Source organism: Devosia sp. (genome assembly GCF_035944845.1).
GTDB lineage: Bacteria > Pseudomonadota > Alphaproteobacteria > Rhizobiales > Devosiaceae > Devosia_A.
In genome coordinates, this window is record NZ_DASZAW010000051.1 from 49,683 (window position 1) to 63,864 (window position 14,182).

Annotated in this window: 13 protein-coding genes; 8 read left to right on the forward strand and 5 right to left on the reverse strand. The window is 67.4% G+C overall.

Going from position 1 to position 14,182, the window contains the following annotated elements; all coding sequences use genetic code 11:
- The 6 genes from VGV07_RS08520 to VGV07_RS08545 all read left to right on the forward strand — a co-directional run bounded on the left by VGV07_RS08520 (position 1) and on the right by VGV07_RS08545 (position 7,493).
- A complete protein-coding gene (locus VGV07_RS08520) occupies positions 1-1,515 on the forward strand; it encodes an ABC transporter substrate-binding protein (protein ID WP_326868270.1) in 1,515 nt (504 codons plus the stop codon).
- 260 nt (positions 1,516-1,775) lie between these two features.
- Entirely contained in the window at positions 1,776-2,735 is a 960-nt protein-coding gene (locus VGV07_RS08525) for an ABC transporter permease (protein ID WP_326868271.1), read from the forward strand.
- Positions 2,735-3,574, forward strand: a complete 840-nt coding sequence (locus tag VGV07_RS08530; RefSeq protein ID WP_326868272.1) for an ABC transporter permease — start codon at positions 2,735-2,737, stop codon at positions 3,572-3,574. Before VGV07_RS08525 ends, VGV07_RS08530 begins: the two co-directional genes overlap by 1 nt.
- Entirely contained in the window at positions 3,571-5,301 is a 1,731-nt protein-coding gene (locus VGV07_RS08535) for an ABC transporter ATP-binding protein (RefSeq protein ID WP_326868273.1), read from the forward strand. The genes VGV07_RS08530 and VGV07_RS08535 overlap by 4 nt, the downstream gene beginning before the upstream one ends.
- Entirely contained in the window at positions 5,298-6,302 is a 1,005-nt protein-coding gene (locus tag VGV07_RS08540) for a serine hydrolase domain-containing protein (protein WP_326868274.1), read from the forward strand. The genes VGV07_RS08535 and VGV07_RS08540 overlap by 4 nt, the downstream gene beginning before the upstream one ends.
- 72 nt (positions 6,303-6,374) lie before the next feature.
- Positions 6,375-7,493 carry an anhydro-N-acetylmuramic acid kinase gene (locus tag VGV07_RS08545; RefSeq protein ID WP_326868275.1) on the forward strand — a complete coding sequence of 373 codons (1,119 nt, stop codon included), beginning with the start codon at positions 6,375-6,377 and terminating at the stop codon, positions 7,491-7,493.
- A gap of 156 nt (positions 7,494-7,649) precedes the next feature.
- Here the strand turns inward: VGV07_RS08545 and VGV07_RS08550 are convergent, their stop codons facing one another.
- The 4 genes from VGV07_RS08550 to VGV07_RS08565 all read right to left on the reverse strand — a co-directional run bounded on the left by VGV07_RS08550 (position 7,650) and on the right by VGV07_RS08565 (position 11,543).
- Positions 7,650-8,072 (reverse strand): GNAT family N-acetyltransferase, encoded by a 423-nt coding sequence (locus VGV07_RS08550; protein WP_326868276.1) that lies wholly within the window; start codon positions 8,070-8,072, stop codon positions 7,650-7,652.
- A complete protein-coding gene (locus tag VGV07_RS08555) occupies positions 8,069-8,677 on the reverse strand; it encodes a DUF6969 family protein (protein WP_326868312.1) in 609 nt (202 codons plus the stop codon). The genes VGV07_RS08550 and VGV07_RS08555 overlap by 4 nt, the downstream gene beginning before the upstream one ends.
- 376 nt (positions 8,678-9,053) lie before the next feature.
- On the reverse strand, positions 9,054-10,268 hold the full coding sequence (locus VGV07_RS08560; protein WP_326868277.1) for a YeeE/YedE family protein: 1,215 nt from the start codon (positions 10,266-10,268) through the stop codon (positions 9,054-9,056).
- Between the two features lie 351 nt (positions 10,269-10,619).
- Entirely contained in the window at positions 10,620-11,543 is a 924-nt protein-coding gene (locus tag VGV07_RS08565; protein WP_326868278.1) for a sulfurtransferase, read from the reverse strand.
- A gap of 221 nt (positions 11,544-11,764) precedes the next feature.
- Between VGV07_RS08565 and VGV07_RS08570 the strand changes: the two genes are divergently transcribed.
- Both VGV07_RS08570 and VGV07_RS08575 read left to right on the forward strand, forming a co-directional pair.
- On the forward strand, positions 11,765-12,181 hold the full coding sequence (locus VGV07_RS08570; RefSeq protein WP_326868279.1) for a thioredoxin family protein: 417 nt from the start codon (positions 11,765-11,767) through the stop codon (positions 12,179-12,181).
- Between the two features lie 6 nt (positions 12,182-12,187).
- On the forward strand, positions 12,188-12,910 hold the full coding sequence (locus VGV07_RS08575; RefSeq protein ID WP_326868280.1) for a cytochrome c biogenesis CcdA family protein: 723 nt from the start codon (positions 12,188-12,190) through the stop codon (positions 12,908-12,910).
- A 150-nt stretch (positions 12,911-13,060) separates the two neighbouring features.
- Here the strand turns inward: VGV07_RS08575 and VGV07_RS08580 are convergent, their stop codons facing one another.
- The gene (locus tag VGV07_RS08580) at positions 13,061-14,092 is read right to left on the reverse strand and encodes a LacI family DNA-binding transcriptional regulator (protein ID WP_326868281.1); all 1,032 of its coding nucleotides are present in this window, start codon (positions 14,090-14,092) and stop codon (positions 13,061-13,063) included.
- Positions 14,093-14,182 lie beyond the last annotated feature (90 nt).

Consider the following 14,182-nt stretch of genomic DNA (forward strand, 5'->3'; position numbering starts at 1 on the left):
ATGCATTTGACCAAACGACTGCTCGCCGGCCTCGCCGTCGCAGCAACGCTGAGCACCGCCATCGCCCTGCCGGTACAGGCTGCGAGCCTTCGCATGGCGTGGGCGCAGGACGCCACCGGGCTCGACCCGCACAAGCAGACGGCGTTCCCGTCGCTGCGCCTGCTCGAGCTGATCTACGAGCCGCTGGTCCGGCTCGACGCGCAGTACAATGTCATTCCGGCGATCGCCACCAGTTGGGAGTTCTCGGCCGACGGCAAGACGCTGACCTTCAAGCTCGATCCCAATGCCAAGTTCTCGACCGGCGATGCGGTGACCTCGGCCGACGTGAAGGCGTCGTTCGAGCGCCTGCTCAATGAGGAGACCGCCGCCGCGGCGCGCGCCAACTTCCTGTCGATCGCCACCATCGATACGCCCGATCCGCAGACCGTGGTGTTCAATATGAGCCAGCCCGATGCGCCGATCCTCGTCGCCATGTCGGGCACCAACGCCTCGGTGGTTCCGGCGAGCGCGGTGGCCGATGGCAGCATCGGCACCAAGGCGATCGGCTCGGGCCCGTTCGTGCTCGACCAGTGGGATCCCAACGTCAAGGAAGTGCTGAGCCCCAATCCGCACTGGGCGGGCGGCAAGGTCGGCGTCGACGGCATCACCATTTCGGTGCTGCCGAGTGAAAGCGCCATCATCGATTCGATGCGTGCCAACCAGACCGACTTCGCCCTGTTCAACGACCCGACGATCGCGACGCTGATCCCGGGCGAGCAGGGCCTGACGCTCAACCGCATCCCGGGCCTCTCCTACAACGTGCTGCAGCTCAACCCGTCGCGGCCGCCGATGGACAACCTCAAGGTGCGCCAGGCCATTTCCTGCGCCGTGAACCGGCAGGAAATCGTCGACACGGCGCTGGTCGGCGAGGGCAAGGTCACCGGTCCGCTGACCATGGAAGCCTATGCGTCCGACCCCTCGACGCTGTTCTGCTACACGCAGGATGTCGAGAAGGCCAAGGCGCTGATGAAGGAAGCCGGGCAGGAAGCCGGCTTCGAGGTCGAGGTGATCGCCGCGACCGGCGAGCCGCCCTATGCCGCCAACGAAGCGCAGGTGCTGCAGAGCCAGCTCGCCGCCATCGGCGTCAAGCTCAACATCAAGACCATGGACCTCAAGGTCTATGTCGACACCTGGCTGAAGGGTGATTTCGACATGGCGGTGGCGCAGAATGGCGGCCGTCCGGACCCGTACCCGATGTACAACCGCTATTTCACCAAGGACGGGAACCTGGTGAAGGTGTCGAACTTCGTCGACCCGGAACTCGACAAGCTGCTGCAGGAAGGGCGGGTCGAAACCGACGTTGCCAAGCGCAAGCCGATCTTCCAGCAGTTCGAGGCCAAGCTCGCCGAGGCGGCGCCGTGGATCTGGATTTCGAGCACCGTGGTCTACACGGCCAACACCGACGCGGTGAAGGGCTATGAAAGCAACCCGAGCGGGCTGCTGTTCTCGCTGGCCAAGGTGACCGTGGGTCAATGATGGCTTGAGGCGGGCCCTGGTGGCCCGCCTCACCCTACCTAGACAGAGCAATCGCACATGGCGGCAACGCAGCTGATAGGCCGGTGCGGGAAACGCACCCCCACCCCTGTCCCCTCCCCGCAAGGGGGAGGGAGACGCCACCTCCAGCGCCAGTGTTCTGGTTTCCTCCCCCCTTGCGGGGGAGGGACAGGGTGGGGGGTGCGTTTCCCGCACCGAGCCATCCTCACCTCAGTGACCCTGCCAACTCACGTGCGCCCGACATGAACTACATCACGCAGCGGCTGCTGACGTTTCCGCTGGTCCTGATGGGCGTCTCGCTGCTGGTGTTCTTTGCCATCCGGCTGGTGCCGGGCGACGCGATCATCGCCATGCTGGGCACCGAGGCGGGCCTGCTGACCGACGCACAGCGCGAGTCGCTGGCTGCCTATTTCGGGCTCGACCAGCCAATCATCGTGCAATATGGCCGCTGGCTGGCCGGGCTGTTCGAGGGCAATCTGGGCATCTCGGTGATCTACGGCAAGCCGGTGCTGGACGTCATCATCGCGCGTTTTCCGCTCACCCTCGAGCTGGCGCTGCTGTCGATGCTGATCGCGCTGGCGGTCGGCATCCCGGCCGGGGTGTTCGCGGCGACGCGGGCCGATCGCCCGTCCGATCTCGCGGTGCGGGTGTTCGCGATGCTCGGGCAATCGACGCCGAGCTTCGTCGTCGGCCTCTTGCTGATTTACACCCTGTCGGTGGTGTTCCGGGCGCTGCCGGCGATGGGCTCGTTCACCCCGCTCTTCGTCGATCCGATCGGCAACCTCAGCCAGATGATCCTGCCGGCGATCACGCTCGGCCTCAGTTTTGCCGCGGCAGTGACCCGCATCTCGCGTTCGGCGATGCTCGACGTCTTGAGCGACGACTATGTGCGCACGGCACGAAGCAAGGGCGCGTCGCAGCGCGACGTGGTGTGGAAGCATGCGCTGCCCAATGCGCTGATCCCGGTGGTGACGCTGTCCGGTGTCGAGTTCGGTTACCTGCTCGGTGGTGCGGTGATCGTCGAGCAGATCTTCGCGCTCCCCGGTCTTGGCCGGCTGACGCTCGATGCGATCTCGCAGCGTGACTATCCGCTGGTGCAGGGCGCCGTGCTGTTCATCGCCTTCAACTTCCTCGTGGTGAACCTCATTGTCGATCTCGCCTATGCGGCGCTCGATCCACGCATCCGGCTGGGGGGCAAGTGATGACGTTGCTCAAAGCCGTGATGCGGCATCCCAGTGGCCGCATCGGCGCGGCGATCATTCTCATCTTCCTCATCCTCGCCCTGCTGGGCGCGGTGGGGCTCACCCCGCACGACCCTTTGAAGCAGTTCGTGGTCGACCGGCTGAAGGGCCCGAGCGCCACCTATTGGTTCGGAACGGACCTGCTCGGCCGTGACACGTTCAGCCGCCTGATGCTGGGGATCGGCGAATCCTTCCTCATTGCCTTCGCCTCGGTGGCGATCGCGGCAACCGCCGGCACGCTGGTTGGCCTGTTCGCGGCGTGGTGGGGGCATCTGTGGGACGGCATCCTGATGCGGATCATGGATGTGCTGCTGGCCTTCCCGGCGATCCTGCTCGCGCTGCTGATCGTCGCCATCCAGGGGCCGGGGGTGATGACCAGCATCACGGCGATCGGCATCGTCTACACGCCGATCTTTGCGCGCGTGGTGCGGGCGCCGGCCCTGACGCTGAAGGCCCGCGAATTCGTCGAGGCGGCGCGCACCTTCGGCAGCACGCAGCGTTATATCCTGACGCGCCACCTGCTGCTCAATCTGCTCGCGCCGCTGACCGTGACGATCACCCTGGCGCTGGCCTGGTCGCTCTTGACCGAGTCCGGCCTCAGCTTCCTCGGCCTCGGCTCGCAGCCGCCCGCCCCATCGCTCGGGGTGATGCTGGCCGAGAGCAAATCGATGATGACCCGTTCGCCGTGGCTGATGTTGTTCCCCGGGCTCACCATCATGCTCGCCATCCTCGGCTTCAACCTCCTCGGTGATGCGCTGCGCGACATCCTCGACCCGCGCACGCAAGCGAGGACCGCATGAGTACGCTGCTCAACGTACGCGATCTCCGCGTCGGGTTCGGTCGCGACCCCGGCGCCAACGAGGTGGTGAAGGGGGTGAGCTTCGAGCTCGCTGCCGGCAAGACGCTCGCCATTGTCGGCGAGAGCGGCTCGGGCAAGTCGGTGACGGCGCTGTCGGTCAACCGGCTGGTGGATTTCGGCGGCGGGCGCATCACCGGCGGCTCGATCACCCTGCAGCGCGCCGACGGTACGGCGCTCGATATCACCTCGGCCGACGAGCCGACGCTGCAGCGCATTCGCGGTAAGGAGATCGGCATGATCTTCCAGGAGCCGATGACGTCGCTCAACCCGGTGCACACGGTCGGGGCACAGATCGAGGAAGCGTTCCGGCTCAGCCGCGGCCTCGTCGGGGCCGACGCAACGCGCGCCGCCCGCGAGGCGCTGGAGCGGGTGCGCATTCCCGATGCGGCGCAGCGACTGACCTATTATCCGCACCAGCTGTCGGGCGGCATGCGACAGCGGGTGATGATCGCCATGGTGCTGGCGGGCAACCCGCGGCTGCTGATCGCGGACGAGCCGACCACGGCGCTCGACGTCACCGTGCAGGCGCAGATCATGGCGCTGCTCGCCGAACTCCGTGAGGAGCTTGATATGGCGATGATCTTTATCACCCACGATATCGGGCTGGTTGCCGGTATCGCCGACGACATCATGGTGATGCAGCATGGCGTGGCGGTGGAGCAGGGGTCGCTCGATACGGTGCTCGACAAGCCGCAGCACCCCTACACCCAGCATTTGCTCAAGGCAGTGCCGCATTTCACCTCGGGGACCGCGGTGCGGAGCGACGGCAGCTCGCGCGCCGCGGCGCCGATCGTCACGGTCGACAATCTCGCAGTGCGCTTTCCGGTGCTGAAGGGACTGTTCCGGCGACGGGCCGGCGCGGTGCATGCCGTCGACGGCGTCGATTTCGACCTGATGCCGGGCGAGACGCTGGCCATCGTCGGCGAAAGCGGCTCGGGTAAATCCACCACGGCGCGCGCCATCCTCGGGCTGGTGAAGGCGACGCGCGGGCGGATCGAAGCCAAGGCCGGCCGCAGCGGCCGGCCGGTACAGATGGTGTTCCAGGACCCCTATGCCTCGCTCAATCCGCGGCTCAATGTCGAGGCCCTGCTGGCCGAGCCGGCGATCGCCGCTGGCCAGCGGCTCGATGCCAAGCTGCGCGAGCGTATGGTCAGCCTGCTGGAGCGCGTGGGGCTGAGCAAAGATGCGCTCCACCGTTACCCGCATCAGTTCTCCGGCGGACAGCGGCAGCGGCTCTGCATCGCGCGCGCCTTGATGCTGAACCCGGATGTGGTGGTGCTGGACGAGGCGGTATCGGCGCTCGATGTGAGCGTGCAGGCGCGGGTGCTCGACCTGTTGATCGACCTGCAGCGTGAATTCGGCCTCGCCTACCTGTTCATCTCGCATGACATGGCGGTGGTGGAGCGCATCGCCCACCGGGTGGCGGTGATGTATGCCGGCCAGATCGTCGAGATCGGCAAGGCAGCGGCAGTGCTCGGCGCGCCGCAGCATAGCTACACCAAGCGGCTGATTGCGGCGGTGCCGGCGATCGAGCGGCGACGGCAGCATTTCACCGTCGACGTGACGCAGGTACCCTCGCTGGTGCGGCCATCGGGTTATGAGCCGCCGCCGGCGAAGTGGCGCGAAGCGGGCGACGATCATCGCGTCCGCGTGGAGGAAACGGCATGAGTCCGGACGTCACCCTCGATCGCGCTTTTGCACCGCTTGAGGCGGCAGTCGAAGCCAGGCGCATCCCGGGCGGAGTGCTCGGGGTGGTCGACCGCGACGGCAACCGCGCCGTCCGCTCGATCGGCTCGGCGCAACTGGTGCCGGCGGTGCGGCAGATGCGCGACGACACGTGGTTCGACCTCGCTTCGCTCACCAAGGTGATCTTCACCACGCCGCGCATTCTCGATCTGGCTGCGGCTGGGATCATCGATCTCGATGCGCCGCTCACCTCGGTGATCCCGGATTTCCGGCAATACAACCCGGATGGCAGCTGGGAGCGGAAGCTCACCTTCCGCCAGTGCCTCGGTCACCAGACGCCGTTCCCGGGCGTGGTGCCGATCTACACCTATGGGAGCGACCCGAACCTGTTGCGCGCCTGGGTGCTGCAGCACGAGTGGACGGCAGGGCCGCCGGTCTATTCCGACATCAACTTCATCCTCCTCGGCATTGCGCTCGAGCGGCTGAGCGGCAAGCTGATCCGGCAGCAGGACCCGGGGCCTGGCTTCGGCTGGTCGGCCGATCCGCAACTGAGCGCCGCCACAGAGCGCGATGCCTGGCGTGGCCGCGTCGTGGTGGGCGAAGTGCATGACGAGAACTGTTATGCGCTGCAGGGCTCCGGCCATGCCGGGTTGTTCGGCACTGCCGCCTCGGTGCTCGACTATGCTGAGGGCCTCCTCAACGGTACCGGCGCGGCGGCCGAGAGCATCGCGCTGATGCGCACTGCGCTGTCGCCGCGCCGCACCCATGGCTGGGAGCGGCCCTATGAGGGCTGGTCGGGCGGCGATCGCTGCTCGGCCGAGACCATCGGCCATACCGGTTTCACCGGCACGGGCCTCTGGATCGATTTTGCCACGGGACGGGCCTGGACGCTGCTCACCAACCGCGTGCACCCGACCCGGCATTTCGACAGCGGCATCATCGCGCTGCGCCGTGCGACCGGCGATCTGGTCAATCAGAACTAGTCTTTGATTTGTCGCGCTTTCGAACCGGAAAAGTCTGCAACTTGTCCTGAAAACGCTTTTGGGGAGACCACCATGGCTGAACCGATCTGGGCCGTCGGCCTGATGACCGGCACCGTGCTCGACGGCAATATCGACGTGGCGCTGCTGAGGACCGATGGCGAGAGCATCGAACGCTTCGGCGCCTATACGCTGGCGCCTTACCCCCAGGAGATACGCGATACGCTCGAGAAGACGCTGGCTGAAGCGCGCAGATGGAATTTCGACGGGCCCGATCCCGCGATCTTCGCTGAAGCGGAGGAGATGCTGACCCGGGCCCAATCGGCGGCGGTCAAGCAGCTGGTCGAAAGCGCCGGGCTCACGATGGACGAGGTCGGCGTCGTCGGTTTTCACGGCCAATCGGTGCTGCATCGCGCACCGCAGCCGGGGCGCATCGGCGCCACCCGCCAGCTTGGCGACGGCGAGCTGATGCATCAGCTGCTCGGGGTGAAGGTCGCCTACGATTTCCGTTCTGCCGACGTGCGGGCAGGGGGGCAGGGCGCGCCGCTGGCGGCGATCTATCACCAGGCGCTGCTGCGCGGGCTTGGCACGCATGGCGAGACGGCGGTGCTCAACCTCGGCGGCGTCGCCAATGTCACCTATTGGGATGGCGCCGATCGGCTGGTCGCCTTCGATACCGGCCCGGCCAATGCGCCGCTCAACGACTTCATGAAGGCGCATGGGCTGGGCGAGATGGATCGCGACGGGGCGCTGGCGCGGAGCGGCACGGTCGATGAGGCGCGGCTCGCCAAACTGCTGCAGCATCCCTATCTCAGCGCCGCGCCGCCAAAATCGCTCGATCGCTTCGACTTCACTTCGGCGATGGCCGACGGGCTCGACCCGGCGACCGGCGCCGCGACGCTTACCGCCTTCACCGCCGCCGCGGTCGGCAAGGGGCTCGACCTGTTGCCGACGCGACCGACGAAGCTGATCGTCTCGGGTGGCGGACGGCACAACCCGCTGATGATGGAGATGCTGAAGGCCCGTGCCGGCGTCGACGCCGCCCCGGCGGAAACCGTCGGCTGGCGCGGCGATGCGATCGAGGCGGAATGCTTCGCCTTCCTTGCCCTGCGGGTGCTGCGCGGATTGCCGATCAGCTTTCCGACAACGACCGGGGCGCCGCATCCGCTGCTGGGGGGACGGCTGGCGGCTTGAGGGGCTAGCCACTACCGCCGGCGCGGGCTGACCCCACCCCTGTCCCCTCCCCGCAAGGGGGAGGGAGACCCTCATACTGACATCTCGGATCTATCGTCTCCCTCCCCCTTGCGGGGAGGGATCAAGGGTGGGGGGGTCAGCCCGCGCCGGCGCTAGCTAAAGCCGCTTCTGCAGAAACGTCCGCGTTCGCCCCGGCGGAAAATCCTCTAACGCGCCGAACGGCACATACCCCGCCCGCTGGTAGGTCTTCAGCGCCACCGGGCTGAAGGTGTCGATGTAGGCGCCGTGGCAGCCGCGGGCTTTGGCGTCGGTTTCCGCCGCGGCCAGCATGCGACCGGCGAGACCGGCGCCGCGCTGCGTCTCGGCGACCCACAGCCACTGCACATAGAGCCAGCCCCAGGCGGTGTAGCCGGAGATGCCGGCGACGACGGTGCCGGCTGCATCGCGGACCAAGACCGCCAGCGGCCGGCGATCGGCCGGGCCGACATCGGCCTCGTTGAAGGCCGTCAGCTGCCCGCCGACAATGGCGAGGTCTTCGGCGAGCGGCGTCTCGGTGACGCTGATCGACAGGTAGGTCATTGTCGCAGCGCCTGGAGCGTCGACGGCAGGTCGACGCGGAGCTCCGATGTCACCTCCAGCGTCCGGTCTTCGCGGATGGGGGCGCCGCCTGGCGCCTGGCGGGCCGTGAGGGTGGCGTCGCGCTGACGGATCAGGTCGGCGATCTCGTCGGCATAGAGGCGGTGGATGGCGGTGAGCCAGCGGTTGGTAAGGTAGTCGGGCTGCGGCATCTCAATATCGAAGCGCTCGAGCAGCGCGATGCTCGCTTCGGCGTCGAGCCAGCTGTCGCCGACCACCCACTGGTTGACGGTGAATAGCCGCTGCAGCCGGCCATAGGCGTCGACGCCGACGGCAATCAGGTGATGCACCGGGCCATCCTTGCCGTTGGGGCGGACGAAGCAGTGGAAGTGGCCATGCTCGGCTTCAGCCGCCGGGATGTGGCAGTGATAGTACCACTGGCCGCCCGAAGCGGGGTCGTAGACGTCGCCGGGCGGATAGTGGCTCCAGGCCACCACCGGTGCATCGCGCAGGGTGGCGCGCAGCACGTTGTCGCCGCCCTTGCGCAGCACCGCTTCGCAGAACAGCGCCTCTTCAGCCGCGCGGAGCCGGTCGGCGGCGTCGACCATCAGAGGCTGCCGGCCGCGCAGGGCGCTGCCGCCGCGCAGGGGGCTGCGGCGGCACATGGAGCAGCTGCCGCACATGGAGCAGCTGCGGCGCAGGGAGCTGCTGCTGCACAGGGCGCGGCCGCAGCGCAAGGAGCAGCGGCTGCACAGGGCGCATCAGCCGAACAGGGAGCGGCCGCCGCGCAGGGTGAAGCGGCAGCGCAGGGTGAGTCCGCCGCGCAGGGCGAGGCGGCGGCACAGGGGTTGGACCCGGCATCGGACGCGGCGGTCACCGCGGCCGGGGCGGCTGCCCCATTGCCGCGGGTGACGTGGTCGGCGGCGACGGCGGCGGTGGCGGCGAGCAGCGCGGCGCCGAACAGCAGGGTGTTACGCGACCCGCTCATTTCTTGAACCCATCGAGACCAAACGCCGGACGCAGTGCGATGCCGACGAAGCTGCCGGCGAAGGCGGCAGCGAACCAGACCCAGCCGTGCAGGCTGCCCGAGGCGATGCCGCTGAACAGCGCCCCGATATTGCAGCCGAAGGACAGCCGGGCGCCATAGCCCATCAGCAGGCCGCCGATCACCGCGGCGAGCGCCGATTTGAGCGGCAGGTTGGCCTTGGGGGCGAACTTGCCGGCGAGCCCGGCGGCGAGGGCCGCGCCGAGCAGGATGCCGAAATCCATCACCGAGGTGATGTCGAACAGCACGCTGCGGCTGAGCGCCAGCGCCTGGCCCGGCGCGGTCCAGAACGCCCAGGTTTCGACCGGCACGCCGACCGACTGGGCGATCTTGGCGCCCCACAGGCCAAAGCCATAGGTGATCGACCAGGGGTGGCCGGCGATCAGCAGCGTGGCGATATTGAGCAGCGCCAGCAGCACCGCGGCGCCGACCAGCGGCCACGGCCCCTGCAGCAGGCGCGACAGGCCGCGCGTCTTCGCCTTCGATGTCTGCTCGAGCCCGCCATGGGCGCGGCGTTCGATCAGCACTGTGATGCCGGCGACGGCGGCGAGGCCGAGCAGCGTCACGATAACGGCGAGCGGCGCGCCCAGGCTGGTGCCGAGGCTGATGGTCGGCAGCGAGGGCTGCGCCAGCCACCAGGGGAGGTGGGCGGTACCGATCAAAGCGCCGAAGATGAAGGCAGCGAGCGTCACCAGCATGCGGGCACTGCCGCCGCCCACCGTGAACAGGGTGCCCGAGCCGCAGCCGCCGCCCAGCTGCATGCCGAGCCCGAAGATGGCGGCGCCGACCAGCACCGAGACGCCGACCGGCGCGACGGCCCCGGCCAGCGGCCGGCCGAAAGCAGTGCCTCCGGCGAGCAACGGGATGAAGACGATGGCGGCGATGGCGACCATCAGCATCTGGGCACGCACCGCAGCGCCGCGCTTTTCGACCACCAGCCGGCGCCAGCCGCCGGTGAAGCCGAACGAGGCGTGATAGAGGGTGGCGCCGAGCAGCCCGCCGATCAGGAACAGCACGGTCTGGCGCAGGTCGACCATCTGGCCGATCACCACGCTGCCGATGACGAACATCAAGAGCGCCACGATGACCGGGCCGCGATCGAGCTTGGGCCAGCTGAAGGTGGGAGCGGGCTGAGGCGCGCTGATGTCTGTCACGGTCGTCTGATCCTATGCCGAACGTCTGTTCGTAAATGGCCGCGCCCGAGACCGCAATCTCGGGCGCCCTAAGCGATTGGTCGAAGTGGGCGGTCAGGTCTGGTACCTTCAGACCACCCACCGGTGTCATCTCGATGCAGACCATATAAAACTATGGCCTTACGCCGATGAACCTAGCCTCTGGCAGAGCCCCAAACCCGGTGTCATCCCAGCGAAAGCTGGGACCCAACTCACCGCCCGCACCAGCCGATAGATGGGTCCCAGCTTTCGCTGGGATGACAGCCGGTGGGTGGGCACGACTCAGCACAACACGCAACAGGCCGGGTGACACCGCAGGTGGTTCTGGCACCCTCAGTTCTGCACCACCACCGGGCGGGCGGGGTCCAGCGTCCACTGCGACATCGAACCATCATAGAGGCGCACGCCCTTGAGGCCGGCGACTTCGGAGAGGCCGAACCAGGCGATCGACGCGAGGTGTCCGGTGTTGCAGAAGGTGATGAGGCCATCGGTGTCGGTGACACCGGCCTGCTGCACCAGCGCATCGATGGCGGCCTTGGACGCGAACTTGCCGGCGTCCTTGTCCCAGAACTTGTCGAAGTTGAGGTTCACCGCGGTCGGGATGGTGCCGAGCGACTGCACGGTGTTGGTCTTTTCCTTGCCGATGAACTGGGCCACGGCGCGCGCATCGATCAGGTTGGTGTCGCTGGCGATCGCCTGTTCGACTTCAGCCACTTCGGCGCGCAGCTCGGGGCGGGGCTTGGCGGTGAAGCTGCCGGCCACCGGGGTCACGACGTCGGTCGAAACCGGCTGGCCGGAGGCGGCCCAGGCTTTGTAGCCGCCATCGAGCACGGTGACGTTGTCGTGGCCGAGCACCTTGAAAGTCCAGTAGACGCGGGTGGCGCCGCCGAATTCGGCGACGTCGCTGCCGGCCGGCACGATCACCACCTGGGTGTCGTCGCTGACGCCGAGCGCCGCGATCCTGGCCGAGATGTCTTCGAGCTTGGGCAGCAGGCCCGGGGCGCCGTCGATCTTGGCGCGCCAGCCATAGGTGGCGTACTGCGCTTCCACGGCGCCCGGCACGTGGCCGGCGGCATAAGGCGCGGTGGCGTCCTTGGGGGTGTCGCGGATGTCGATGATCACCAGGTCGGGCTTGCCGAGCTGGCTGTTGAGCCAGGCGGCGTCGACGAGGGGCTGGTCGGTCAGCCGCTCGGCCTGGGCGCTACCGGCGGCGGCAAAGCCAATGACAAGCGCCGTGGCGAGGACGTTGAAACGCATTGAAGTATTCTCACTCTCGAGCATGAACTTGGCCGTATCATAGTCGGATCGCCCCCTCCGATGCTGCCGACGCGTTTCCAAATTCGAGGGCGCGACAGGAATTTCCGTCGCCGGGTATCGGTCTCGCGGCAATCAATTTTCTTGTGAAGCCGTAGGCATATCGGTGGGCAGCCGCGATAATGCCGCGCAAATCAACGGCTCGTCGTGCCGGAAACCATTTCATGCGCCCTTTGCTCCGCCTGCTGCTCACCTGCCTGCTGCTGTTGTTGCCGATTGCGATCGCCCCGGCGTTCGCCGAGGAGGCGGTCACGGCGGCCCCCGCGTCACAGGTGCTCTCCTACGAGGGCGATGCGCAACTCGCCGAGCTCGCCGCCAAGGGGACGACGGTGGTGTTCTTCTATGCCGCCTGGTGCCCCAACTGTCGCGCCACGGTGACCGAGCTCAATGCCCGCTGGGATGAGGTGAACCCCGGCCTGACGCTGGTGATCGCCGACTACGACAAGGAGCAGGCGCTGAAAGCCCGGTTCGGCGTCACCTACCAGGATACGTTCGTCTTGCTGGACAAGGACGGCAAGGGCGTCGAGGTTTGGAACAGCGGTGGCGTCAACGGCCTCAACGCCCATACCAGCGCGCTCTGACTGCTGATGCTGCCGACCATCGCGCTCGCCTTCATCGCGGGCGTCATCACCATCCTTTCGCCCTGCGTGCTGCCGCTGTTGCCGATGATCCTCGCGACAGCAACGCAGCAGGGCAAGGCGCGTCCAACAGGGGTGATCGTCGGGTTCGTTCTGGCCTTCACTGCCGCGACACTGGCGCTCAGCGCCCTGGTGCGGCTGCTCGGGGTGCCGCCCGATATCAACCGCACACTGAGCGCTGTGATCCTCGCTCTGCTTGGCCTGGTGCTGATCATTCCCGGGCTGCAGCTGCAGTTCGAGCGGCTGGCGGGCGGGCTCGCCGGCCGCGCACCATCCAGCGACGGTACCGGGTTCGGCGGCGGCGTGGTGGTGGGCGTTGGGCTCGGACTTGCCTGGAGCCCGTGCGTCGGTCCGATCATGGCCTCGGTGATCACGCTGGCGCTCAACCAGTCGGTCGGGCCGGGGGCCATCGCTGTCACGCTGGCTTTCTCACTCGGTACGGCGCTGCCGATGGCGGCGGTGCTGTTCGGCGGCCGCCAACTGGTGCGCCGGCTCGACTGGTTTCAGCGCCATGCCGCCACCATCCAGCGGGTGTTCGGACTGGTGCTGCTGCTCACGGCGCTCGCCATCTGGCTCGGCTGGGATCGGACTTTGCAGATCCTGCTGCTCGAGTGGTTCCCGGGTTGGGAGGGACTGCTCACGAGCTGGGAACCGCAGGCGGTGGATGGCTAGGCCGAGGTTGGGCTCAAATTGCTCCACCAACTCGGTGTCATCCCTGCGAAAGCAGGGACCCAGCTCGCCGCGGCGCAAGTGGATATTTCCCAGCTTTCGCTGGGATGACATCCGGTGGGGAGGCAAAATAGCGCCCTCCAGCAGATCGACCTAGGGCAACAACCCGCGCGGCGGCGCCACCGAATTCCTGACGATCAGCTCGCTGCGCAGCAGCACGCTGTTGCGGTCCGGGCGGTTGCCTTCGAGCAGGCCGAGCAGCATGTCCATGGCGGCTTCGCCGATGCGGAGGCGGGGCTGCTTCATGGTCGTGAGCGAGGGGGTGACGAAGCTCGCGAACGAGATGTCGTCGAAGCCCATCACCGAGAATTGCCGCGGCAGGTCGTAGCGGCGGGCAGTCAAGGAGATGATCACTCCGAGCGCCGTGGCGTCGTTGACGCAGAGGAAGGCAGTGGGCAGTACGTCGCGCACGAACATGTGCTCGGTGGCCTGGCGGCCACTTTCGGTGGTGCCGTCGCCATCCAGGATCAAGAGCGGTTCGATGGCGATGCCGGCGCCTTCGAGCGCGGCGCGGTAGCCGCGCTCGCGCAGCTGGTTCACTGCCCGGCTGCTGGAGTGGCCGATAAAGGCGATGCGGCGGTGGCCCTGCGAAATCAAGTGCTCGGCAGCGAGGCGCGAGCCTTCGAAATTGTCGACGCCGACGAAGGGGATGTCGCTGTTGGGCACCGGCTCGTTCACCGCCACCATGGGCGGCAGGCGCGTCTCCTGGCCGGGCTGGGCGTGGCCGAAGGGCAGGTGGCCGGTGAGCAGGATCATCCCGTCGGCCTGGTTGGAACTGATGAAGCGCAGATAGTCGGATTCGCGCTCGGGATCGTTCTGGGTATTGCCGATCAGGACGCCATAGCCCCGCTTGCTGGCTTCGGTCTCGAGCCCGACGAGGATGTTGGAGAAGTTCGGGTCACCGACATCTGGCGCCAGAATCAGGATCATGTTGGAGCGCCGCATGCGCAGCGAGCGCGCCATGGCGTTGGTGGTGTAGCCGGTGCGGGCGATGGCGTCGTTGACGCGGCGGCGAGTCTCGTCGGCCACCTTGGTGGGCTCGTTGATAGCGCGGCTGACCGTAGCGATGGAAACGCCGGCAATTGCCGCAACGTCTTCGATCGTAGCCAGTTTCTGTTGCTGCACGCGCCGCTCCGTCCGCCGCCGCGGGCGGCGTGGTCTCACGAATCCCTTAGCAGAAGGCGCGGGTTCCGCCAGTCGTCACGTCGCGAGGCT

Bases quoted from the DNA above. Each gene is read 5' to 3' on its own strand.
- VGV07_RS08520 (WP_326868270.1), top strand. From the start codon at position 1: ATGCATTTGACCAAACGACTGCTCGCCGGCCTCGCCGTCGCAGCAACG.
- VGV07_RS08525 (WP_326868271.1), top strand. From the start codon at position 1,776: ATGAACTACATCACGCAGCGGCTGCTGACGTTTCCGCTGGTCCTGATG.
- VGV07_RS08565 (WP_326868278.1), bottom strand. From the start codon at position 11,543: ATGCGTTTCAACGTCCTCGCCACGGCGCTTGTCATTGGCTTTGCCGCC.
- VGV07_RS08555 (WP_326868312.1), bottom strand. From the start codon at position 8,677: ATGGTCGACGCCGCCGACCGGCTCCGCGCGGCTGAAGAGGCGCTGTTC.
- VGV07_RS08530 (WP_326868272.1), top strand. From the start codon at position 2,735: ATGACGTTGCTCAAAGCCGTGATGCGGCATCCCAGTGGCCGCATCGGC.
- VGV07_RS08570 (WP_326868279.1), top strand. From the start codon at position 11,765: ATGCGCCCTTTGCTCCGCCTGCTGCTCACCTGCCTGCTGCTGTTGTTG.
- VGV07_RS08545 (WP_326868275.1), top strand. From the start codon at position 6,375: ATGGCTGAACCGATCTGGGCCGTCGGCCTGATGACCGGCACCGTGCTC.
- VGV07_RS08550 (WP_326868276.1), bottom strand. From the start codon at position 8,072: ATGACCTACCTGTCGATCAGCGTCACCGAGACGCCGCTCGCCGAAGAC.
- VGV07_RS08575 (WP_326868280.1), top strand. From the start codon at position 12,188: ATGCTGCCGACCATCGCGCTCGCCTTCATCGCGGGCGTCATCACCATC.
- VGV07_RS08535 (WP_326868273.1), top strand. From the start codon at position 3,571: ATGAGTACGCTGCTCAACGTACGCGATCTCCGCGTCGGGTTCGGTCGC.
- VGV07_RS08540 (WP_326868274.1), top strand. From the start codon at position 5,298: ATGAGTCCGGACGTCACCCTCGATCGCGCTTTTGCACCGCTTGAGGCG.